Annotated in this window: 18 protein-coding genes; 11 read left to right on the forward strand and 7 right to left on the reverse strand. The window is 43.2% G+C overall.

Annotation, left to right across the window (positions count from 1 at the left end; translation table 11 throughout):
- Positions 1–25: 25 nt before the first annotated feature.
- The 3 genes from X939_RS0118265 to X939_RS23700 all read right to left on the reverse strand — a co-directional run bounded on the left by X939_RS0118265 (position 26) and on the right by X939_RS23700 (position 5823).
- Positions 26–1669 carry a SusD/RagB family nutrient-binding outer membrane lipoprotein gene (locus tag X939_RS0118265; RefSeq protein WP_025764726.1) on the reverse strand — a complete coding sequence of 548 codons (1644 nt, stop codon included), beginning with the start codon at positions 1667–1669 and terminating at the stop codon, positions 26–28.
- A gap of 37 nt (positions 1670–1706) precedes the next feature.
- Positions 1707–5123, reverse strand: coding sequence for a SusC/RagA family TonB-linked outer membrane protein (locus X939_RS0118270; protein ID WP_025764727.1), 3417 nt, complete (start codon positions 5121–5123; stop codon positions 1707–1709).
- 511 nt (positions 5124–5634) lie between these two features.
- On the reverse strand, positions 5635–5823 hold the full coding sequence (locus X939_RS23700) for a hypothetical protein (protein ID WP_025764728.1): 189 nt from the start codon (positions 5821–5823) through the stop codon (positions 5635–5637).
- 203 nt (positions 5824–6026) lie between these two features.
- Here X939_RS23700 and X939_RS0118280 point away from each other — a divergent pair, with 203 nt between their 5' ends.
- The 5 genes from X939_RS0118280 to X939_RS0118300 all read left to right on the forward strand — a co-directional run bounded on the left by X939_RS0118280 (position 6027) and on the right by X939_RS0118300 (position 11429).
- Positions 6027–7478: a BamA/TamA family outer membrane protein gene (locus X939_RS0118280; RefSeq protein WP_025764729.1), complete on the forward strand. Its 1452-nt coding sequence runs from the start codon at positions 6027–6029 to the stop codon at positions 7476–7478.
- Positions 7479–7579: 101 nt separating this feature from the next.
- The gene (locus X939_RS0118285; RefSeq protein ID WP_025764730.1) at positions 7580–8197 is read left to right on the forward strand and encodes a hypothetical protein; all 618 of its coding nucleotides are present in this window, start codon (positions 7580–7582) and stop codon (positions 8195–8197) included.
- A 32-nt stretch (positions 8198–8229) separates the two neighbouring features.
- Entirely contained in the window at positions 8230–8940 is a 711-nt protein-coding gene (locus X939_RS0118290) for a peptidylprolyl isomerase (RefSeq protein WP_044199999.1), read from the forward strand.
- Positions 8941–9341: 401 nt separating this feature from the next.
- Positions 9342–10394 carry a porin family protein gene (locus X939_RS0118295; protein WP_198034451.1) on the forward strand — a complete coding sequence of 351 codons (1053 nt, stop codon included), beginning with the start codon at positions 9342–9344 and terminating at the stop codon, positions 10392–10394.
- A gap of 114 nt (positions 10395–10508) precedes the next feature.
- Positions 10509–11429 (forward strand): SDR family oxidoreductase, encoded by a 921-nt coding sequence (locus X939_RS0118300; protein WP_025764733.1) that lies wholly within the window; start codon positions 10509–10511, stop codon positions 11427–11429.
- On the opposite strand, the gene glgP is transcribed toward X939_RS0118300, so the two are convergent.
- The 4 genes from glgP to X939_RS0118320 all read right to left on the reverse strand — a co-directional run bounded on the left by glgP (position 11426) and on the right by X939_RS0118320 (position 15621).
- A complete protein-coding gene (gene glgP / locus X939_RS0118305; RefSeq protein WP_229236100.1) occupies positions 11426–13069 on the reverse strand; it encodes an alpha-glucan family phosphorylase in 1644 nt (547 codons plus the stop codon). The two genes, X939_RS0118300 and glgP, sit on opposite strands and share 4 nt — an antisense overlap.
- A 179-nt stretch (positions 13070–13248) precedes the next feature.
- Positions 13249–14028, reverse strand: a complete 780-nt coding sequence (locus X939_RS0118310; RefSeq protein ID WP_025764735.1) for a coiled-coil domain-containing protein — start codon at positions 14026–14028, stop codon at positions 13249–13251.
- Between the two features lie 90 nt (positions 14029–14118).
- A complete protein-coding gene (locus tag X939_RS0118315; protein ID WP_025764736.1) occupies positions 14119–14691 on the reverse strand; it encodes a hypothetical protein in 573 nt (190 codons plus the stop codon).
- A gap of 165 nt (positions 14692–14856) precedes the next feature.
- The gene (locus tag X939_RS0118320) at positions 14857–15621 is read right to left on the reverse strand and encodes a 3-keto-disaccharide hydrolase (protein WP_025764737.1); all 765 of its coding nucleotides are present in this window, start codon (positions 15619–15621) and stop codon (positions 14857–14859) included.
- Between the two features lie 401 nt (positions 15622–16022).
- Here X939_RS0118320 and X939_RS0118325 point away from each other — a divergent pair, with 401 nt between their 5' ends.
- The 6 genes from X939_RS0118325 to X939_RS0118350 all read left to right on the forward strand — a co-directional run bounded on the left by X939_RS0118325 (position 16023) and on the right by X939_RS0118350 (position 25004).
- Positions 16023–17078, forward strand: coding sequence for a LacI family DNA-binding transcriptional regulator (locus X939_RS0118325; RefSeq protein ID WP_025764738.1), 1056 nt, complete (start codon positions 16023–16025; stop codon positions 17076–17078).
- A 39-nt stretch (positions 17079–17117) separates the two neighbouring features.
- A complete protein-coding gene (locus X939_RS0118330; protein ID WP_025764739.1) occupies positions 17118–18968 on the forward strand; it encodes a 3-keto-alpha-glucoside-1,2-lyase-like domain-containing protein in 1851 nt (616 codons plus the stop codon).
- 25 nt (positions 18969–18993) lie between these two features.
- The gene (locus X939_RS0118335) at positions 18994–20928 is read left to right on the forward strand and encodes a c-type cytochrome (protein WP_025764740.1); all 1935 of its coding nucleotides are present in this window, start codon (positions 18994–18996) and stop codon (positions 20926–20928) included.
- 189 nt (positions 20929–21117) lie between these two features.
- Positions 21118–21513 carry a VOC family protein gene (locus tag X939_RS0118340; RefSeq protein WP_025764741.1) on the forward strand — a complete coding sequence of 132 codons (396 nt, stop codon included), beginning with the start codon at positions 21118–21120 and terminating at the stop codon, positions 21511–21513.
- 3 nt (positions 21514–21516) lie between these two features.
- Complete coding sequence (locus X939_RS0118345; RefSeq protein WP_025764742.1) at positions 21517–21891, forward strand: DoxX family membrane protein; 375 nt, start codon at positions 21517–21519, stop codon at positions 21889–21891.
- A gap of 578 nt (positions 21892–22469) precedes the next feature.
- Positions 22470–25004 (forward strand): hybrid sensor histidine kinase/response regulator, encoded by a 2535-nt coding sequence (locus tag X939_RS0118350; RefSeq protein WP_025764743.1) that lies wholly within the window; start codon positions 22470–22472, stop codon positions 25002–25004.
- Positions 25005–25016 lie beyond the last annotated feature (12 nt).

The following is a 25016-nucleotide window of genomic DNA, read 5'->3' on the forward strand; positions in this document are numbered from 1 at the left end:
AGTCCAGCTTAGAGCAAATTATTAATTACCAGGGTATACTGGTCCCTTTGTTCAACCAGGTTTTAGACCAGGCGCTATTTTCTTTGTCGGCCTGAGAGAATGTAGTTATTTCCAGTTTGGAAACAGCTGCAGCAGCATTATCTGCATTGATATTTAACTCCTCACGCATATAATAAAAGCGAACAGGAAGTGCCTGTCTTTTGGCAGCAGGTCCAGCTTTTAAATTGGGGAAGCCAGTCCGACGGTAGTCAAACCAGGCCTCAGCAGCCGCAGTCCAGCTGGCGATCCATTTCTGTTCGATCACTTGTTTCACTGTATTGTCAAATGCCACACCAGGTTGTGCTATATAATTAGCATAAGCAGCACCTACCGTCCAGGTAGTCAAGGAAGCTTTCACACCGGCTTCATAATAGTTCTTAGCGGAACCTCCAACCGACCAACCCTTTAGTGCAGCCTCCGCAAGAATGAAATTCACCTCAGCGGCCGATATCAGTCGGGCCTTTAATAAGGTTCCCTTTGCAGCTTTATAGATATCGTTTAAGAAGGAAACATGGGGGTTGTAAGAAGTTTGACCGGGAGTTGGGTTAAGGTTATAAGCCGAAGGCAAAGAAGAGAAACTTGGGGGTAAGCCCACGTACTCAGGATCAGTATCGATCAGCGCAGTCCCCACCTTGTCCGGTGCCAAATAACGTTTGCCATTCTCTATTTTATCCGTTCCGGCGGGTAAGTTAGCGTCCACCACCAGTGGTATTTGCACCTTATTAGCCCAAATTCCTAAACGCGGATCTTTATAATCCTGTAATTTTTCTACCAGCGTCGCGCACATTTTAATTCTCCTGTAATTACTTCCGCTGGCATCAGTAACCGTATTGGCCGGCCAGGAATCTCCTTCATTATTTCCAGGGAAGGCCATGGTCGCATCATCGGCTACATCGGTGATGATCGGATATTGAGCCGCATTGGCCAGTATTTTCTCCACCCCTGCTTTGGATACCGCCGGAAGTTTCGTTGAAATACGCATGTAGTAACGAAGCAACAGGGAGTTCGCCATCTTACGCCATTTCACAGGATTTCCTCCATAATATACATCTACATTATCCACGATTCCCTGATATTCTGCCTTTGACTTGGAAAGCAAGGTATTGGCTTTTTCCAAATCGGCAATAATACCCGTGTAGATAGCTTCCTGATCGTCGAAGGCTGGCAAAATATCTTCTACCTTACCATCTTCTCCGTTCAAGGCCTTGCTATAGGGCGCATCACCCCATAAATCGGTAATCAATCCGAACATGAAGGACTTCATTACCAGGGCTACCCCTTGGTGAAACTCAAACTTATTTTCTACGGCACGAGTATACAACAGGTCATTATTGCGGAGAACGTCGTAATACCCATTCCAGCTCTGGCTACCGCCCCAGTCGTAGTCGTTATGTCCCCCGGCCCAGGCATCCTTCTGGGTGTGTTGTACCACCCCGGCGATGTCCTGATAGCCCAAGTTAAGATATAATTTACCTGCCTCTGTCAGCACCGTTGGCATGACCAGGTTCGGGTTTACCGTTTCCGGAGCCACCCCGTTGGGGTTTTCATTGATCTCTGATAAGTCCTTGCATGAAAAGGTGATCATGGCCAGGGCAAATATCGAGAGTATGGTTCGATTTATATTTTTCATAATGGTTTATATTATAAATAAACGGGAATGTTATTTCTTAGAACGTAAGTCCTAGTTTGAAACCTACTGGGATCACCCAGGGAGTGACGTTGTACCGCTCAATCCCTTGCTTGAATTGAGTACCAGCCTGGGGACTAGCTTCCTGCTGGAAGGCCATTTCAGGATCGATGCCAATCTTGGCTTTTGTCCAAAGAATGATATTACGACTGTAAACTCCTATGTTAGCACTCTGCATACCTAGCTTCTTTACTAAAGCCGATGGGATATCATATCCTATTGATACTTCTCTCAATTTAATAAAGGATGCATCGAAAGTTGCGGCACGCATAAAACTCCAAGGGTAGTTATCACCATAAGGAATGTACTTTGTTCCCGATCCTCCTAAATTCTCAGTATACCCAGAGATATTTCCTTCTGAATCATATTCAGCAAATACACCTGGATTAAATACGGCATAATTGTAGGTATTCCCTCCATATTCAAAAGGAAAGCCTCCATATTCGGCCGTAGGTCCACCGACAATATTGAACTTATTGCCTTTTACTATTACCATATCGTTATTAACCAAATGATTTCGAAGTTGATCTCCTGTTAACCCATTTGGATTAATCAAATTGTCAAGGAAACGTTGTGATTTCAAATCAGACTCTCCATAGCGATAGGTTTGAGATACGAAATCCCCACCATTCCTCCAGTCGAAAGTCATGTTTAGACTAAAACCCTTATAGGAAACAGAAGTTTGCATGCCCAACATAAAATCTGGATTGAAATTACCGATTTTATTTCTGGTGTTGCCAGAAGAGATTGATTGCCAGGAGCCTTCGTCATCCAAAATTGGATAGCCATAATAAGGTGAATTTTTATCGGTCACGGTAACCAACTCAGCATCGTACAAATCTCCTATAGTCTCACCAACATAAGTCCAGGCTCCACCTTTGGCATCGCCCCAAAGGGTATAGAAACTTAAACCATCGGAAAGCTCCTTAATTTTTGTACGGTTACGAGACCAGTTGGCTGTTACGTCCCATCTCCATCCGTTTTTGTCAATTGGAGTACCACCCAGCTGCAATTCAAGTCCCTTACTTACGAGCAAACCCGCGTTGATATTTTTGGAAGTAAAACCCGATGAACCTGGTAAAGCTGTGGGGATTATCTGGTTACGGTTTTCTACCATATAGTATGTCCCTGCGAAACGCAATTTGTTTCTGAATAGATTCACATCGATACCGGCCTCATAGGAAGTAGCGATTTCAGGCTTCAGGTCAGGAAGCAGAATTTGTCCAGATTTGGTCAGACGAGTTATGCCATTCCAAGCTCCAGCATTGCCTAAGGTTGCCAGAAGTGCATAGGGGTTGGTATCGTTACCCACCTGAGCTACACCACCACGAAGCTTCAACAGACTAACCTGATTAGACAAGGGTAGCATTTCGTTCAACAACACGCTCAAAGAGGCCGAAGGATAGAAATAAGATCTATTCTCCTTAGGAAGTGTACTCGACCAGTCGTTACGAGCCGTAACATCCAGGAAAATCATGTCCTTATAACCAAAATTGGCCAATCCATATGCACTGAATACCGCCTTTTCAGAAAGGTAACTACTGTAGTTCAGATCGGCAGGGGCAATATTAGACAGATTGAACAAGCCTGGAATAATCAGACCCGTTTTGTTTTTGGATGACGAGTTAATATCTCCATTTTTCTGATAGCGAGAATTACCTCCGGCAGAAACGGATAGACTAAAATCATTGAAATCGCGCTGATAAGTCGCCAAGAAGTCAGCATTACGTTCGTAACGATCCAAATTGATCACCCCATAGGCTCCACGGGGTTCGCCTGTATAGCTGTTTCCAATCCTTGTCTGCCGCTCTTCCCGATAGGTATCCAATGCAAAACGTCCCATTAAACTCAAATAAGGAGTAATCTGGTAGTCTAGTTTCATGTTTCCATACACACGGTCCCTGGTAAAACTATTATTTACTTCATAGGCTAAGAAATAAGGATTATTATAGTTACCTGGTCCTTGTGAAAGCTGGGTCAAGCCCTCCTGCCCATCTACCCAATAATTTCTTAGATCACGGATATCGATATGTGGAGATACTGCATATGCCCACTGTAAGGGGTTGGTACCCCGGTTGGAAGATGGGCGATTATTCGAATTATTACGGCTAAAATCAATATTTGAACTTAACGATAACTTTTTGGATAATTTTAGAGTAGTGTTTAAACTAATCGAATTACGGTAGAGGTCTGAATTAGGGATAATCCCGCGATTAGTCATATTGGAATAGGAAAGGCGGTAATTCATCAGATCAGTACTGTTCATCACCGACACCCCATTGGTAGTAGTAATTCCTGTTCTAACAAAATTTTTCACATTATCAGCATGCGAAACTAACTCTGTAGGTATTGGATTCCCATTAGCGTCCTTAGGACTATTCCACTGGATAGCCTTATATCCTTTGTCTAGCTCCGGACCAACTCCCCCCGCAGAGGCTTCATCAATTATTAAAGTACCACCGGGATAAGGGTTATTATCAGGTGTGAAAGGCAATATACCCGTTGCAAATTTTGTATGCATATCCAAATATTTGTAGGGCTTATCAAACACCGTGTTAGAGTTAACGGTTACCGTCATTTTCTTGGCGTTGCTACCACTTTTTGTCGTAATCAGTACGACTCCATTACCTGCACGTGAACCGTAAAGTGCCGCTGCACTAGGGCCTTTCAGGATAGACACACTTTCAATGTTATTGGGGTCAATACTGGAAATGGCATTACCATAATCCACCTTGTTGTCGTTACCAATCTGGCTCACGTTATTCAAGGTATTGGCAATGGGAACTCCATCTACTACGAATAAGGGTTGGTTATCGCTGCTTAGAGAAGTAGCTCCACGGATGACCATACTCACCGAAGAACCCGCTCCGCCCGTCTGACTGATGGATACCCCAGCCACTTTACCCGATAAGGAGTTCAGAACATTTTCCTGAGCTACCCGACTGATATCTGCTCCATCGACCTTGCCGACAGAGTACCCCAATGAACGCTCATCGCGCTTAATGCCTAAGGCAGTAACCACCACTTCGTTTAGCGTTTCATTACTTTCTTCCAGCTCCAAATCGATCACCGATTTGTTCCCTACCTCTATTTCTTTGCTCTTATGGCCAATAAAGGAGAAAACTAGAATAGGGTTTCCGGTTTCACTTACGGAGATACTGAATTTCCCTGAAGCATCCGTCGAGGTACCGATCTGGCTACCTTTCACAACAACATTTACGCCTGGAAGTGGGGTGCCATCGCGCTGGGAGACAATTTTTCCAGTGATGGTTTTATCAACCGTTTTAACGATTCCCAACCCAGGTGCGGCTAAGGAGGCTGATGCCGGTAAGCCTGCCATTAAGGACATGACCGCCCAACGCCTCAGCGTATTTTTAGAGATAAAACTTGTTTTCATATCGAATCAATTGAATTGGTAAGTAAAAATTGAAATAGCTTTTCAGTATTATTTAGTTTGAATTCTGTTAAGAGTAAGACATCGATTTAGGCGACGCTTGTGAAATGATAACCTTTTCAATCATATATTTTTGGTTTCACCCACAAGCCTGTTGGTACTAACTTAGTTTTCACTTCATTTCATAGGAGAGTTATGTTATCAAATCGTTAAATACTTATATATGGGTAGAGTTTTTTCGAAAAATTCTGTAAGAGCTAACCGCCTTATTTTCAGTCATTATTTACCAGTATACTCCCTATTTTAGAAAAGAGACTACTTTCAAAAACCAAATTTACAATCATGCAAGTCTCTTCTATTTTATAGGTACCAATAGTGACACCGAAGATGATTTTAAGAATATAGATTTCCGCATTTTCGTTAACCTAACTGAGGTTCACCTCATTTTCCTCACTAATAAACCCTTTAAATATTTCACCATATAGGCAAAATTAGACCTCCAGATCTAAATGACTTATTTTTTTATTATTTTATCCTGTTCCATTTGCTTTAATAGCCCATCAAAATATTTTTCCAATATTTCGGAATAAATCTGCTCCTGTTGTCCATTATCGAAGCCTTTCAAAAATTCCTCTAACTCACTTGCAGTTAGATTATTATTGAGCATTTTATTTATCAATATTTCGGCCCTTGTGCGTGACATCGTGTTGGTTGCTTTTTGTGCTTATGATACTCTTGCTTATTGATATTGGACTATTTCCCTTTAATTTTCGATAAAAATAGTTTCCACTATTCTTACTATTCTTAGCATTTACGGGTCTATTGAAAAAGTTGCTATACGTTTAGGCTTATGGCAATTAAGCCGTACTTTTGCATGACTTTACACCATCAATTGCAATAAATCCCTTGTTCTCCAAGCCCATATATTTTTATTATTTTTTTAAACTGCGACTCAGTTTAATAGGAGCCCTGACTTTCCTTGGAGCCTCTGGGATCTCACAATGCTACGGTCAGTCGGCCGATACGCTCCGAAAGGCAATTGAAATAGGAAATATTTACATTGAAGGAAATGAAAAAACACGATCATCCATAATCCGACGGGAGATGGCCATCGTTCCCGGTGACGAATTCGATAGCTTAGCTTTGGCCACAGCTTTGGAGATCGACCGTAGAAAAATTGTCAATACCAACCTATTTGTCACTGTCGACATGCAATTAGGCTTCAATAGCGACAGTTCCAAGACAGACATAACGGTAGTCGTCAAAGAGCGTTGGTATTTTATTTTTTTACCGGTTTTTCAGCTTGCCGACCGAAACTTTAACGAGTGGTGGTACGACCGTAAGAGGGACATTCGTCGAACTATCTATGGGGCTTATTTTAGCTATGGAAATCTGACTGGCAGAGCCGACAAACTTAAGGTATTAGCCGAGTTTGGTTTTGTACCAAAATTTGACATTGCCTACTCTCTTCCTTATATAGACAAAGCCCAAAAGACAGGGATTACCTTGGGTGCCTCCTACTCCATTAATAAAACGACTGCTTTCCGTACATGGAATGACAAACTGAGTTATTTTAACAGTGAGGATATTAATAAACGCAGGTTCTATACCTTCGTTAATCTGACCCGGCGGAACAAATTCTATAGTTACCATTCCTTGGACTTTCGCTGGAGCACCACCACCATATCCGACACGATCGCCGCCTTAAACCCCAACTACTTCAAACAGGAGGGCACCCGGCAGCAGTATTTTCAACTTACCTACAGTTATAGTTACGACAAGAGGGATAACGTCCAATACCCACTAAGAGGCCAAAGCGGGGGCCTTCAGATCTCCAAAATAGGACTTCTTCCCTCCGACGATGTCAATACTGCCTATTTGTATGGTGCTTATCGAAAGTATTTTGCGCTTTCTCCGCGATGGTATGCCAATACAGGGGTGAAAGCACGGCTTTCTTTTCCTAAGAAACAACCCTATTTGCAAACCTCCGGTTTGGGTTTCCGCAATGATCTCGTGCGGGGTTATGAGCTTTACGTAGTCGACGGACAAGATTATGCTCTCTGGAAAAGTGAAGCAAAATTCAAGTTATTCGCTCTGCAAAAAAAGTTCGACTGGATTCCTATTCGCCAGTTCAACACCATTCCTTTAGCGGTGTATATCAACACTTTCGCTGATGCAGGTTATATCAAAAATCATTATCCTGAGCTAAGTAATACCCAACTGGGCAATCGTTGGCTTACAGGGGCCGGTACAGGCCTGGACATTATTACCTTTTATAATATTGTAGCTAAGTTTACTTACAGTATGAACAGGGAAAAAGAAGGCCGGTTCTTCTTTAACCTTTCCCGTGATTTCTAAAATTTAATTGTCTTACTAATCAAAGCTTTGGTTAATTTTGCAGCAGAATCTATCCAGTGGAACTATTTTTTTAAGGATAATTTGAACAAACCATCAACTATATGCGCATATTCTACAATACTATGACTTCATTATCCATTCCATCTCTCCGGAGTCTGGCTATCCTGCTTTTATCGTCCCTTCTTTGGGGCTGCCAGTCCCAGACTCGTGAAGAAACAGAAATGACTGCCGACAGCATCGCTTTGACCGACCCAGTACAAAATGAACTCAATAGCGATCAGTCAGTGCTCCTGTCGGAGATTTTGTCGGATGAAGCAGAAGGGAAACTTCGTGGCATCTCCTTTGGCGACCCGGTAAGCAAGGTAAAGGCTACCGAAGCCTATGATATCTTTGAAGAACTACCCGATCACCTCGGTTATACCCATGAAACCGAGCAGCTCGAAACTATTGACGTTCAATATCATCTGACCAAAGAGGGGAAAGTTAATAAAATAGAAATTGATGTCTATTTAAATAGTCAACAAGCCGCCACCCAGTTGCTGGAATCAGGAAAAAAATACTTTACCGAGAAGGCCGGCCCTACCACCAGCACTGGGCCTGTATATAGCTGGAATGCCCCCGCTATGAAAATACAAATGGAGGATGTATCGAAAGGAAAAGACTTTGGTCTTAAATTCCTTTTTCATCCAAATGGGAAACAGGCTTTGGCAAGTAAGTAATTCTGGCCGGTTTTATCAACCAACTTAAAAAAATGCGACCTACAAAAATATTCATTCCCTGCCTCGTGTTACTAGTCCTTTCAGTAAACGGCTATGCACAGAAAAAATCAAGAAAAGACGAGTTAATCACTTTGGAAACCAGTCAGGGTACAATGCGTTTAATTCTCTTTGAAGAAACGCCCAAACACCGGGCTAATTTCCTTAAGCTAGTAGAGGATAAATTTTATGATGGCCTTTTATTTCATCGGGTTATCGACGACTTTATGATCCAAGGGGGTGACCCAGATTCCAGGGGAGCGGAAGCGGGCAAATTGCTCGGCCGTGGTGATAATGGATACAAAATTCCTGCTGAATTCTCGCCCAATCTATTTCACCAAAAAGGCGCCCTGGCAGCAGCAAGAGATAATAACCCAAAGAAAGAATCGAGTGGATGCCAATTCTACCTGGTACAAGGCCATAAATGGAGTGCAGGAGATCTGGATAAACAACAGGCTCGGGCCGCACGGAAATTTACCGACAATCAACGTAAAATATATCAGGAAATCGGGGGAACGCCCCATTTAGATGGATCTTACACCGTTTTTGGACAGGTGATAGACGGCCTTGCGGTTATAGATAAAATAAGTTCTCAAACCAGAGATTCTCGGGATAGGCCTGAAACAGATATCACCATGAAAATTTCTGCAAAGAAAATGAATAAGAAAAAAATTAGCCGGAAATATGGCTATAAATATGACGACTAATCGTTGCCGTTAGCTCCGTACCACTTTTATCAGCATACATTATTTACGATGTTTAGTGGCATTATGGTGAAAAAACCCCATAAATCCACACTTCTACATCGGAGGAAACCAGGTAGAATTATTTCTCCCTGGTTTTTTACATTTTTTACCCTCTTTTGATCCAGTTAAAAAAATTAGCTTATAATGAGCTAAATACCAATAATTTACAACAGTTCGGGACATAATCCAACGAACTTAACGGTATTAAAATATACGTCATAAGCGGATACTTACGTTTTATTACAAAAGAAAGCATGGGTTGGCAAGATTTTTTTAGCCTTGACTATAAAAATCTTTTTTTACACCTTGCTAAAAAGGCTAATCTGCCTCACGATTATCAACAAATATTAAAAATTACCACAATGAAAAAACAACTGGTATACACACTATTACTATCTACTGCAATTGGTGCAGGAGCGATAGCGCAATCGAATAAAGGCGAAACGAATTCAAAAAAAAATAAGGTCATTGAAAATACGGTAGTCATAGACACGGTTAAAAAGCAAGAGACCATACGCGACATAACGGAGCGAGTAGTGGAGACGACCTACAAGAACTACCCTCAGCAAGCAGGACAGCCCACCATAATCATCAATAATATTATTCTTCCACCCGACTATCAAAAGAATGGGAAGCAAGGTTCGCCACAGGTGGCCACTGAAATGCCGGTACAGGATCGCAATTCAGGCCTCAGCGCAGCTCAGGAAGATGAGGAATATCAGGCTTGGTTAAGAGAACGCAAGTACCGTCAACAGGATTTTATGATGGATAGTCGCATGCGTCAAGATATGCAGGCCCAAAATTTCTATTCGGATATAAATGGTAAAAACCCAAATGGAAAACGTACTCTTGAGGAAAGGCTGGGTGAAAGACCACCAAGAAATTCTGGAATGTGGATCATTCCGATGGTAGGTTTACACGTTCAAGATTTCGAAGATCCACTTAGTGACGAGGATGTTAATGGTCGTGCAGGATGGAATGCAGGTTTAGATTTCCGCATTAGAGCGAAGCGATTCTTTGTTCAGCCCGGCGTTCACTACTTCAATTCTGCGTTGGAAATCACCCAGCGCGATAGCTTGGAGCAGGAGTCTTTCATCGACGGCCCACGTATTCATACCTTAAAAGTACCCATGATGGTGGGGGTTTACCTTACCAAAGCCAATAGCGGATTCTTTAAGTTTAATGTTAAGGGGGGTATAGTAGGAAACTACCTGCTTTCAGTAGATAAAAGCAATAATACCAGCTTCGGGAAAGACGACCTAAACGAGTTCTTCTACGGTGCCAATGCGGGTATTGGTCTGGAATTTGGCTTTATTACTCTAGACGTTTCCCATGAATGGGGAATCAGCAGGTTTGTTAAAAATAGTGACAAAAATAGCAATGTCCTTCGTGCCACAATCGGATTCAAGATTTAATAATAATAAGGTTCAGAAAATCAGCCGTCCTCCAAAAGGGGGATGGCTTTTTTATTGATTCCCATTTTTTAACTATCTTTTGAGCATATCTGAAGCTTAAAATGAATTTTGATTTTGACTACCAATAAAAAGCGAATACTGATCACGGGGAGCAACGGCCTGTTGGGCCAAAAGTTAGTAGCTCTACTGCTTACCCGGCAGGAGGTAACGGTAATTGCGACTTCCTCCGGCCGCAACAGACTACCCTTTCAGGAAGGTTATATATACCACGAAATGGATGTCACTAATCCAGATAGTCTGGAAAAAGTAATTACCCTGACTAAGCCTCAGGTTATTATTCATACCGCGGCAATGACTAATGTAGATACCTGTGAGCTTGAAAAGGAGATGTGTTGGAAAATAAATGTAACGGCGGTGGAGTATCTGGTAGAAATTTGTTCGCGCCTGGATATCTTCCTACAGTACGTTTCTACGGACTTCGTATTTGACGGGAAGCAGGGCCCCTATACTGAACAAGACGAACCCAACCCCATTAGTTTTTATGGATGGAGTAAATACGCTGCAGAAAAATTAGTGAAGCATGCCTCCCTGAGATGGGCCATTACACGTACCGTGCTGGTTTATGGTATAGCACAGGATATGAGTAGGAGCAACATTATCCTCTGGGTAAAAAAATCTCTTGAAGAAGGGAAGAACATACAGGTCGTGACCGACCAATGGCGCACCCCCACCCTCGCAGAAGACCTGGCTATGGGGTGCTATCTGATAGCTCAGCAAGAGGCTCCGGGAATATTTCATATTTCTGGTGCCGAAATGCTTACTCCCTACGACATGGCTATTAGGACAGCCGAGTATTTCGACCTTAATAAACATCAGATCGCGGCAACCGATGCCTCTCAGTTTGTGCAACCTGCCCGCCGTCCACCTCGTACCGGATTTATACTCGATAAGGCCTGTCAGCAACTAGGCTACCAACCCCATACATTTCTGGAGGGAATAGCCATCATGGCATCACAAATGCCCATGAATGATTAATATAAACGTTGATAATATTCTGCTGCCATTCGGTCAGAGTCGAAGGCAGTGGCCACGTCATCCATACTCCGTAAGACCATCTTCATCCAAAGCTCCGGATGCTCGTAATAGGTCGGCAGTACCTGATGAAGCAAGCTGCGATACAGGTTGTCGGCATCTGTCTTATTAATATCCTCCGTAGTAGCGATAGGAAGGAGAAAAGAATTTACCTGATCTTGGGCAAATTCGCGCACCCATCCGTCGTTAGTCGATAGGTTGAGTGTAGCGTTCATAGCCGCTGTCATTCCACTCGTTCCAGAAGCTTCCCGGGTAACTACGGGAGTATTGAGCCAGATATCTGCCCCTTGTTTCAAGCTTTTGGACAAAGAAAGCTCATAACCCGTCAGAACGGCCATATTGGAAAAGTGATGGCTAAGGTAGAACAGATCGTTGAAAATCTTGATAGCCCCTTCATCTTGGGGATAAGGCTTGCCGGCCCAGATAACTTGTACAGGCCGTTCCTGGTCTTCCATCAATTTCCGAAATCTTTCAAGCTCCCAAATGAGCATATCGGGGCGTTTGTAGGTGGCAAATCTCCGTGCCCAAACGATGGTCAGCACGTCGGGGTCCAGAAGTTTCCCACACTGGTCGGCCACCATTTCAAACAAAGCTACTTTCAAGGCCCGCTTTCTCGCTCTTAAACCTTGTATATTTCTACTCACCCTTGCTAATTCTAGGGCCTCATCTACCCAGAACGATTTTTTTTGAGCATTTGTGATATGAATGATTTCACAGGAGCCTGGATGACCCTTCCACATTTCCCTCGCCACTTCTCCATGTAATTTCGACACGGCATTCGCTTTCCTGCTCAGATGGAGAGCGGCCAGTGTATGGTTGAAAAGCTCTCCCGAATTGCCACTTAAATTACGCACCTCCTCCAGAGGCAAACCGCTAAAAAAGCCCAGGTGATTCAGGAAGTTTATATCATGCTTTTCATTTCCAGCTTCTTCGGGAGTGTGGGTAGTAAATACTATCTGTTGCTTTAAAGCTGTAAAGGTGCTAGCCTGACCATACAGGTAGAAGGCAGCTGAAATAGCATGTGCTTCATTAAAATGATATACCTGCGGTTTCCATTTCAACTTTTCCAGAAGTATGGCCCCTCCTATACCCAATATCATACATTGCTCAACTTTCTTTTTTGTATCATAATCGTATAGCTGATAAGTTATAGCACGATCAGCCTCCTGATTCCCCTCTACATCAGTAGTTAGCAAAAATACTGGTGCGCTTCCAAAAACATCGGGGGCCAGATAATAGGCCTCTACCCATACCCCTCTATCCTCAATTGTTACCTGAAATCGGACGCCTGTCCGCTGCAGAAAATGGTAAATTTTCTCATGACGAATGGGTACCATGCTATTATCCTGGTTTCGCCCCTGGTCATAGTACCCATATTTCCATAACATGCCTATACCAACCAAATGTTGATTTAAAGACTTAGCACTGCGCATATGAGAGCCTGCCAAGAATCCAAGACCTCCCGAATAGATTTTCAGCGCTTGATCAATAGCAAATTCCATAGAGAAATATGCCACGGCCTTTTTATATTTTTTCTCAATATCCAAAGGAAAATGAAAAGGGAATTCAAATTGGGTTCGCATATTCATGAAAGTTTAATGTAAAAAGGAGGACAGGAAACCTGGCTCGTGAAGGGTGAAAGGCCCTGTCTGCAGAAGTAGAGCATCCAGTAACAGACCACAATCGGCTATCTATCTGAGCACAGAAACCAAATAGGCCTGCCATCGGTATATGACAGGCCTATTCGGGATTCATCATTAGGTTATTTCCCAAAAATCCTGGCCCAGAAACCTTTCGCTTTCGTTTTGGTCTCAGCCAAAACCTCAGCAACTTCTCCTTTCAGATCTTCGAGCTCCTCACCCGCCTTGGCCTGCAATTCTTGTGCCTTGGTCTTCGTTTCCGCTAATTTTTCTGAAGCCAGCTCCTTGGCCTGATCCAAAGCTTCAGAAGCATCCGACTTCAATTCCTCTAGTCTGGTAGCGGTATCATTTCTGATCTGATCTACTTCTTCCAAAAAATCGGAGGAAAACTCCTGCGCTTTTTCCTTGGCCGCTTCCAGCCTTTGAGCGGCTTCGGCCTTTATTTCTTCAGCTTTCTCGGACATCTCGCTGGCAATTTCTTCGGCCTTCACCTTACCCGAAGCAATATTTAGCTCTACCTCGTTCTGAAGAATAGCAGCCTTATCGGCCATACTTGATTTTATTTCATCGAACCGGCCAGCCATTTTATCGCTGGTCTCACTCAGCTTATCATGTACCCGCTGCTGGGTTTGAGAGATATCATCTGCAACAGTCTCCTTCAAATTAGCCCCCTGTTCAGCTTTCAGCTTTACCTTCTTTTCCAGGTCGGCGGCCGTTTCCTTCGCCTTCGAAGCCAGATTCTCTATTTCTGCCTCTGCCCTGGCCTCAATAGTTGCCTTAACATCCTGGGCCTTTTCAGCCATCTCACTAGCAGCCTTAGCAGCCACTTCGGTTACATCGGGTTTGGTGTCGGGTGACTCCACTTTGTCGTTAGAGTCAGGAGTAGGTTTCGTATCGGACATAGCAGCACTGGTTATGGTTTGTGATAGACGTATATCCCGAAATCTACAAAGGAGTTATGGCTTTGCCAAACAATGTTGCTACGAATTATTTCAGGCTAATCTTCTTATGATCAATTTTTTAACCAGCTCATAAAACTGTTCGGGCTGTAAGGTCCTCCAGGCGTCAAATTCAAGTGTACCCCCGAAGTTAATATAGTAGTCTAGCCGATATCTGCTCCACTCCTGACGAACATGATCCCGAAAGTTCATTCCTGTAATCCAACCATCTTCTACTTCCTCAAACCACTCCGCATAATAGTCGTCGGAATCATTATCGCCATGAAAATCCAGAACATTTTCGCCCAACAGGATAAACTGATTGATTCCCTCCGTCAATAACGGATCGATTACCTGCCGCTTAAAAAACATGATATCATTATGAATGCTGTCGTTCCATTCTCCAAACATTTCAATGATCGCAAAATGCTTATTATAATCTGCAAAAAGGATCTTTACATAAAGCGTCTCCGTACCTATATAGTCCCAGAGAGGGTGGACATAATAGCCGTAAATATCATTTTCATAATAGTTTAAATTGTATGTTCGCTTATAAAAAGGGGAGCGCTTATCACGACTCGCTACATAATGCTTTTCCCAGTTATAATAAGGTTCTATCTCTTGCATGCCAAAAAAGATCGTTAAGGCCAAATAATAAGGAGCGCTTCTATATTCATGCCAGCTTTGTCCGGCTCAGTCGGCCATTTTCCTGAATTTGATATACCAGTGCAACAAAAAAGCATGGCCAATCGATTCGATGGACCATGCTTTTTTACTTATTATTTCAAAAATCTATAACTCACGGATCCAGATATTGCGGAAACTTGTCGTGTTATTATGATCCTGAAGCTTGATAGGGCCGCGACCATGAGGGGTAATATTAGGCTGACCCACATAAGGAGTAGTACCCTGAATCATGGTATGATTCTGCACCAGAACGCCATTATGAATCACAGTAATATAAGGAGGTATGGTCATCATCCCATCCTTATTAAAATGCGGGGCCGTGTAAATTATATCGTAAGTCTGCCACTCGCCGGGTCCCTTGCTGGCATTCACCAATGGCATAGTTTGCTTGTAAATCGAACCAGCTTGTCCATTGGAATAGGTGCGGTTATTATAGCTATCCAATACCTGTAGCTCATAAATCCCTTGCATAAAAATACCACTGTTCCCTCGGCCTTGCCCATTACCATCCACCTTGGCGGGAGTCCGCCACTCGATATGCATCTGATAATCCCCAAAGAGTTCCTTGGTCTGAATATCTCCGGACTTAGGGACAACGGTCATAATCCCATCGCTATTGGTCCAGGGCGCTTTGGAGCTACCATCTTTGGCCGAGACCCATTGATCTAAATTACGCCCGTCAAAAAGCACAATGGCATCGGAGGGTGCCGTGAATCCCGATACCTGCGAGTCAGCCTTGCCGGCGGTTACCAGCCGGGGCTCAGGCGACCAGAGTTCGCTGGATTCAGGAGTCTGTTTGCCGGGTTGCAACTGTGCCTGCGCCGTAACGGCCGACAACAAACCCATCATTACTAAAGAAAAACATTTCATAAGGTACTTAACTAGTTTTTTTGTGAATAAAAAGTTGGAGCCAATCCTATTTTACTCTTTTCAGAATAGACCTGCCCGCTTGTATTCAGCGCCCTGGCGCTTAGGTCTGGCGGTGAAAATAAGACTATTCTCTTTTAAAATTGACTAGCAAAGTTAAAATAATTTAAAAAAGTTTTCAATGCTAAATCGTTTTATTGTTAATTTGTCCCAAAAAGTAATATAAAAATTCGAAACCGCGGTCGCACCACAGATATTTCACATGGATAGGTATGCGAAAATAGCACTAATTATCAAATAGTTATCAACATTCGGCGAATATTGTAAATCAGCTGAAAAACTGGTTAACCATAAAGAATCGGCATAAGAAGACCAGCAAATTAACGGACTTTAGGAAAGAAAATATGAAAAAACTTTCAATACGGGATATAGGAAAGGAGTTAGGGGTCTCCATTACTACTGTTTCTTTTATTCTGAATGGGAAAGCCAAGGAAAAGAGGATTAGTGAGGCATTGACCAAGCGGGTATTAGACTTCGTGGAGAAGGTAAATTATACCCCCAATGTAATGGCTCAAGCGCTTCGAACGGGCAAATCCAAGCTCATCTGCTTAATGGTAGAAGATATCTCAAATAATTTTTTCTTCTCTCAGGTGGCCCGTCAGATAGAAGAAAAAGCCCATATAAATGGTTACAGAGTTATTTTCTGTAGCACGGATAACGATAAGAACAAGACCCGAGAGCTAATTAAGTTATTTCGTGACCGCCTGATTGATGGCTACATCATTACCCCTCCGGAAGGTATAGAAAAACAAATAACCAATCTGTTAGACGATAATATTCCAGTCATATTAGCCGATAGAAATTTACCTGATATTCAATGTAGCTCAGTGATGGTAGATAATTATGAAAGCTCCTTTCATGCGACTCAACATTTGATAGATCAGGGGTTTGAACAGATCGCTTACCTGGCCATAGAGTCTACTCAAACACAAATGAGGGATAGACAGCGCGGTTATGAGGCGGCCATGAATCGGTCGGGGAAGCCCATACTGATTAAGAAACTAGATTATTATGCCCCCCAGTCCGAGAATGTTGCCCAGCTCAAATCCTTTATGCTCGCGCATCCGACCTTGGACGCTGCCTTCTTTGCAACCAACTACATTTGCAACTGGGGTCTTGAAGTAATCAGAAGTCTAAATCTACGGATTCCCCAGGATATAGGTGTGCTGTCCTACGATGACACCAGTCTTTTCAAACTCTATAATCCGTCCATTACGGCAGTAGCTCAACCTATACAGCAGATATCAGACAATATCCTAAAATTAATGTTAGATACACTCAACGGTAAATTCCGGGCACAGGATGTTCATCAGGTCGTTATCCCCGCCCAGCTCATCGTTCGAGAATCCTCCATTCGTAACACCCTGATACCTAAGGACAGTACCATTTTAACGCAATAATCATTACTTAACATCAAATAACCATTTCTTAACCAAAATATGTACAACTCAAAAAGAAAAACCCTTTATGCCGTTCTGATCGGTTTGGCTTCTTGTTTTCCAGGGCGTTTTGCCATGGCACAAGCAATTGAGCTCGACAATCTGAAGGCCTTCAAATCGCCTCCGTCCAACTGGAAAATTGTAGGCGATGCCTCTGCCGGTCTTGACAAAGACAATGCCATGACGACCAAACCCGGTACTGGAATATTAGTCAACCTTCATGAGCATGGAAAGTATGGCAGCCAATATGAACTGCTCACAAATTTCCAGCACGGAGATTTAGATTTAGAAATGGACTTTATGATGGCCAAGGGGTCCAACTCTGGCATATATCTCCAAGGCAATTATGAGGTACAATTGCTGGACAGCTGGGGAAAAAAATCTGTTAATTATGGAGATTTAGGTGGAATCTACCACCGATGGAATGATGCCAAGCCAGAGGGGGAAAAAGGCTACGAAGGTTATGGGCCTCGATTCAATGTTGCCAAGGCACCGGGCTTATGGCAAAATATAAAGATATCCTATCAGGCACCTCGTTTCGATGCTCAAGGGAAGAAAATAGCCAATGCAGTATTCCTGAAGGTAGAAGTTAATGGCGTATTGCTACATGAAAATGTGGAGGTAAGTGGTCCTACCCGGGGTGCTATGTCAGAAAAAGATGTAGCCATGGGTCCTTTACGTATACAAGGGGATCATGGATCTTTGGCCATCCGTAATATTGTCATCAAAAATTTTGACAAAAAAGCAGGTACCCTAAGTGATATTAAATATAAAACCTATTATGGATCCCTGTCTGATAAGGAAGACCTTAGCAAACTAAAACCCGCTGAGTCTGGAAGTAGCCCTGCTATTAGCTGGGAGGTTTTGAAAGAAAAAAATAATTATTCGCTCGTATACACCGGCCAGTTTGAAGCAGAAACTGCAGGGAAATATGACTTTCGTTTGCAAGCTGCTGGCAACTCATACTTGAAAATTGATGGTAAGGAAGTTCTTCCTACCCAATGGAAAAACAGCAATGAGTATCGTAACGCCACTGTAGATCTAACCGCCGGCAAACATAGTATCGAAATTCTGAATAATAAAAGAGATGGATGGTTACGTCCTACCTTAGGACTTTGGGTAGCCGGACCTGGCTTCCGTGAGGTAGGTTACAATACCAAGAGTTCCACATTAAGCAATCGGTCTACTGACCCGATTCTGATTCAGGCCCCTACACCTACGGTAACACGTAGCTTTATGGACTTCAAAATGTCTCCGAAAGAAAAAAATCACCGGGTTGTTCACGCCGTATCAGTTGGGACACCTTCCAATATTCATTATACCTACGACCTTGACAAAGGAGCCGTTTTTCAGGTATGGCGTGGAGACTTTTTAGATGCTACTCCCATGTGGCACGACCGTGGCGATGGATCGTCTCGCCCGCTGGGAAGTGTAACCCGTTTGGGAGACCATATGCTATTGGGCAAAATTGCTAAGGGCGCTGCTTGGACAAGTGATACCACGGGTAGTGGTTACCGCCCCAAAGGATATATACTGGACGAGCATGGAATGCCTGCTTTTCGCTACGAAGCGTTTGGGACCACGGTTACCGATAAGCTGAGTGCTGTGGATGGAAAATCTTTCGAAAGAACCATCTCTTTGGCCAGTGTTCCCTCCGACTTAATGGCGAGACTTGCACAAGCCAATAAAATAGAGCAGATCTCTGACAATCTTTATTCCGTAAATGACAAGCAATATTACATTCAGCTTGCCGATAAACGTCTTAAAGCCGAAATCAGAACGAGCAATGGAGGCCAAGAGCTCTTAATTCCTGTAAAAAATACAGAAACCAAATATGCCATCCTATTCTGATATAATTTCGAAAATAATAAATAAGATGAAAAAAATAACGCAAATAATACTCCTTATCATGGCAGTTATGCCCATGTTAAAGGCTCAGGAGTCACCAAAAGAAGAGGATTTCTACAAGATCGTCACACCGCCCATACCCGAAGGTATTATCTTGGAAGTAGGAGGCCTCATTACCCTACCCAATGGATCCTTAGCCATATCTACCCGCCGTGGCGAGGTATGGATCGTAGATAACCCGACCAGCAGTCGTCCGCATTTCAAAAAATTTGCCTCTGGCTTACACGAAGTATTAGGTCTGGCCTATAAAGAAGGTGCTTTATACTGTGCCCAACGTGGAGAGTTAACTAAATTGGTTGATAAAAATGGAGATGGTACAGCGGATGTGTATGAGACCGTATATGCATGGCCCCTATCTGGTCACTATCACGAGTATTCATTTGGCCCTAAACTGGCCGAAGACGGCAGTTTCTTTGTAAGCGGAAACGTAGCTTTTGGTGATGAAGAATGGTGGAGAGGTGAGAGCCGTGTACCAGGTCGTGGATGGATTTTTCATATTACCAACGATGGAAAATTCGAGCCTTGGGCTACCGGAGTTCGCTCTCCTGCTGGAATCAGTATGATTAATAATGAGCTTTGGTACACCGACAATCAGGGCGACTGGATGGGGACTGGTGGTATCTTCCGAGTAAAGAAAGGCGATTTTATGGGACACCCTGCAGGTTTACGTTGGGCTGAACTGCCTAACTCTCCGGTAAAGTTAACGGAAAAACAATTTTTTGCTGAAAGAGACAACCGTCAAAATAGAGACGCCAACAACCGGGCCATTAAACCGGAAAATATTATTGACGAAAAGCCTGAGTTTCTTTACCAATTAAAGGAAAAATATGATATGGTCCGTCTCCCTGCCGTTTGGCTTCCTTATGGGGTACATGGAGTTTCCACGGCAGAGTTAATATTGGATGATACGGAGGGTGCCTTTGGGCCGTTTGCCGGTCAAATTTTCGTAGGAGACCAAGGACAAAGTAATATTATGCGTGTCGTATTGGAAGAAGTTAAAGGAGAATATCAGGGTGCGTCAATTGGTTTCCGCAGTGGTTTCCAATCGGGAGTTCTCCGTATGGCATTCGACAAGGATGGTTCTATGTTCGTTGGAGAAACTAATCGTGGATGGGGCTCCGCCGGAGATGCCAATCAGGGATTACAACGACTGGTATGGAATGGCAAAATGCCTTTCGAAATGTATACAGTAAAGGCAAAACCTGATGGTTTTGAAATTACCTTTACCATGCCTGTAGATCGCAAATCAGCAGAAGATCTTAGTTCGTATGCGGTAAGCAGCTACCTTTACAAGCATTTCCCTGTGTATGGTAGCCCGATGGTAAACACGGAAGAGCTCAATATTAAAGGGGTGAAAGTTTCTGAGGACGGCAAGACCGTCCGGATTGTGGTGGACGGTATGCGTCAATATTACGTACATAAAATTTCTCTTGACGGAGTACGTGCAGCTAACAACTATTGGTCACTCGTGCATCCTGATGCCTATTACACCCTGAATAATTTTCCTGATGGAGAAAAATTGAAGGCCTCTGAAATGAAAACCACACGTTCGGCCACTACTAAATCGGCCCCTGCTACTCCTGCCAAAACGCATGTTTCGCCTGATGGCAAAGGAAAAGAAGGTTCTACCGCCGCAGCAGCAGCCCCTACCTGGGAAGATGTAAAGCCCCTTTTGCAGAAGAATACCTGTCTGGCATGTCATACTGTAGACAAAAAAGTGGTAGGTCCTTCCTATCAGGATATTGCTAAGCGCAAGTATACTAATCAACAAATCGTAGACCTGATCTACAGTCCAAAGCCAGAAAACTGGCCTGATTATGCCACCCCTATGGCGCCTATGCCTCATGTTCCAAAGGCGGAAGCAGCCAAAATAGCGGCTTGGATCAATACCCTCGCTAAATAATTTAATTAAGAATTGGTATTTTAAACCGGCTGTCACATGATAGCCGGTTTTTTTATGACCTAGCTGATTCATACCCAGCCCCCCCCCGCCGTCCAAAATTTTGTCATAATCCACCCCTATCCTGTCATAAAAGCCCTCCTGCTAAGCTGAAATCTTTAGCTATTTTTGGATAACCAATAGCAATTGAAAATGGTGCATTTTAAGCCAGAACAATATAACTCGCTATCCCCGTATCTGATTGTAGATGGGGCGGAAGCATTGGCAAACCTGCTCGTAAGCATTTTTGATGCAAAAATGCTGCGTCGCTACGACCACCCCAATGGAAAAATAGCCCATTTAGAAGTGATGATTGACGACTCAGTCGTCATGATGACCGATAGCAGTGAGCAATATGCCGCCCAGAAGTCCATGTTACATGTCTATGTACCCGATTCGGAAGCCTCCTATCGGCGTGCCATTGAACTCGGTTGTAAACCTTTCCAGTCACCGCAGTTGAAAGAGGGAGACCCTGATCGACGGGGCACCTTTTATGACCCCTGGGGTAACTTATGGTCGGTTAGTACACAGGTAATTTCCAATGAATAGCTAATGAAAATTTTCGTCCTTATTATTCGTATTTTACTCGGAACACTATTCGTCTTTAGTGCGATCGCCTATTTTTTTGAACTTATTCCTACCCCGGCTTTAGAAGGAGATTTAAAGACTTTTAATGAAGGGTTGGCGGCGGCAGGATATCTTTTACCCTTGGTGAAAGGTACGGAACTCTTATGCGGGCTTGCCCTTCTGGCAGGACGCTATGTCCCATTGGCACTGATCGTTCTGTTTCCTATAATTATCAATATTATGGGTGTTCACCTATCTTTAGCACCAGAAGGACTTCCGGTAGCCCTTTTCGCTCTGACGGCTTCTTTATTTTTAGCCTATATTCATAGGGAAAAATATTTACCACTCTTCCGCAAATAAAGTGATGGACTCACCTCCATCCTCAATATTTATTAACCCACCGTATCATTAAGTTATTTGCTATATTGGTAGCTTTAAAGGTTATCATCATTAGCGCTAATTACCCGATTTTAGAATCCCTATCCGAAATTTTCCTAAAGCTTTTACATCACGGAAGTGCCTGTTAAATCCCTATCCGTCAGAACCCTGAACATCCATCGCACAGTGGGTATATCTTAATACCATCGTTCTACAAGCTCTTCTATGACTGCTGGAGCTACTAGCCTTCATATACGAATGGTATAGGTGTTTTGCAACTTAACACTATCCCCAAGCTCTTAATTTTTATTTAATAAAATTATAGGGGTGCGATCGCTACCAATTCATAATAGATACGTTCCTGATATTCTATAGGGGTCAGCTTTTCATAGGAGCTTTGATATGTGTGCCCTTTAATATTATAAACCATAGTTTTCGAGTTGCGGAGTGCTGCTGCTTACCTGCCGAAGGTCTTAACAAGCCCTACCCTGCAACGAAACTACTTAATTTAACGTTTTTATGTAACTTGCTTTATGTCGCGCTAAAACTATATAAATCATATGTCTTCTATTCGGGACAAATCCATATTACGTTCAGTAAAGGGGAAGGTTATCTTAGGGTTTTTACTGGCTTCTTTGGCCCTTGGCGCCTCATGGGTGATCAGCAAAGTGGCCTTTGAAAATATGCTGGTGAAGCTAGAACAGCTTACCACTCCGAATGCTAAAATGCATCATATCAATCAGGTATTTAAGGAGATCGTTCTTCTGGAGCACCTACAAAATGCCCTTCCGGTAAATAACGGAGCAAGCCAAGCCGAATTCTTAGAACACTCTGCCAAGCTTTTGGCCCGGCTCGACACCTTGAGTGAACTTAATCTTGACGATCCCAAGCAAATTGTCAGGATCGATTCCATGAAAAAAATTCTCCTGGAACGAGAACAGATTTATCAGAATTATATGGCTGTCCGGAAACAATTGGTAAGTAATAAGGCCCTTACTAAGGAGGTAAGATCCATATCGGGCATGATCACCACCAACAAGGTTAAGAAAGACAGCACAGTGGTTAAAACTGAAAAGAAAGTCACTACTACCACCGTTTATACTCCAGATGAACCTGAGCAGACCGGTGAAGATGATAAAAGAGGATTCTTAACAAGATTGTTTCGCTCAAAGAAGCAGACAAAAAAAGAGCCTGAACCCGAAAAGGCCAAAACCGTTCGGAAACAAGAAGTCAATGTTACGGTAGACACCCTTAAAATTGCACAGCGCGATAATACCATCGATCAAGTAGGAAAAGCGGTTCATGCTATAGAAAAATCGCAGAAACGTCGTACCAACCAATTTGTGGACCGGGAACAGCAACTGGCCGCCACAGGCAATACTTTGGTCAGCCAGCTCCTCACCGTCATGCATAACATCGAGCAGGATGCGATACACCAGTCTATCTCCGATCACGATCAGGCCCAGAAACTGGTCACCGCCAGTATCAACCGGATTGAATGGGTGATGCTAGGCTTCTTCCTGCTAACCATACTACTGGCCTATTTCATTTTTACGGATATTACGCAAAGTAACGACTACCGACGTCAACTGGAGGAAGCCAAAGAAGAGGCCGAATATCACAGTATGGCTAAACAGCGCTTTTTATCGAATATGAGTCATGAAATTCGCACGCCATTACAGTCGATTATTGGCTATACAGAAGTGCTTAAAAATGCAGATAAACCTCAGAAGCAAGATCTGGACACCCTCCATGCCGCTTCTGAACATTTGCTTCACCTGGTGAATGATATCTTGGATTACAGCAGGATAATTTCCAATCAATTCAGTTTCGAAAAGCGAACATTTTCAATTCACCAGGTTCTCCAGGAAGTTACGCATATGCTTCGTCCTACCGCCGTGGCCAAGTCTCTGGATCTTCGTTTGGTCAATCAACTTCCCCCTGACTTATATCTTGAGAGTGACCCTTTTCGCCTACGACAGGTTCTGTACAACCTGCTCACCAATGCCATTAAGTTTACTGCTCAGGGTGAAGTAGTACTCAAGGTTTCTGGAGTAGATACCGGTAAGTCTTACAAGGTAAGTTTTGAAGTCAGTGACACGGGAATAGGACTTACAAAAGAACAGATACAGCGAGTTTTCAATCAGTTTGAACAGGCTGACGCCTCCATTTCCAGGCGATATGGTGGCACCGGTTTAGGTCTTAGTATTGTTAAATCCCTGGTAGAAGGCATGCAGGGCAAGATTGCCGTGCGCAGTCAACCAGAGAAGGGCACTGTTTTTGTAGTAACGATGCCAATGAAAAAAGGAAAACCTGTTATTGTAAATAAGGAAGATGCCACTGTGCAATATCAGGTAGCTGGCAAGGTTTGGCTTGTAGATGACGATGCATTTATTCTAAAATGGTGCTCTTCAGTTCTTGCACAATATGAGATCAGGCATGCTTGTTTTTCTTCAGCAGAAGAAGCTTTGAATCATCCGTGGGACGAACAGGTACGCTTCGTGCTTACCGATATGCGAATGAGTGGTATGAATGGTGCAGAATTATGCCAAAGCCTCCGTAAAAAGGCCGCTCCGGAAGTAAAGTTTTTTGTACTGACAGCACAAGCTTTACCCGAAGAGCAAGAAAAACTATTAAGACTAGGTTTCGACGGAATTCTGATGAAACCCTTTCATTCTAATGAACTAATGGCTCTGTTAGAAACCAATGCTGATTCAGATGATGCTCAATCAGAAATTATTAGTACTCAGGCATCAACGCTCGATTTGCAAAATCTTATGAGTATGGCATTCGGCGATGAAGCCTTATTAAAAGATATATTACAGCAGTTCGTCACCGACTCGGTTCGGGATCTGGAGTTGTTTAAGGACGCTTTCCGTCATAATCAATTTACGACCTTGATGGAACTTGCCCATCGCCTTGCGGGACGTACGGCTCAGTTAGGTGGAAATGAGCTTTCTGCAAATTTCAGGAAAATCGAAATTAATATCCGAGATCATGCTGTAAATCCCGAAGAAGCGCAAATCGAAAGCCTAACCAGGCAGTTGGAGGGAATGATAACCCTGGTAGAAGCCCATATAGCTCAAGAGGCCTGACAGGTTTCTACC

Source organism: Dyadobacter tibetensis Y620-1, from assembly GCF_000566685.1.
GTDB classification, from domain to species: domain Bacteria; phylum Bacteroidota; class Bacteroidia; order Cytophagales; family Spirosomataceae; genus Dyadobacter; species Dyadobacter tibetensis.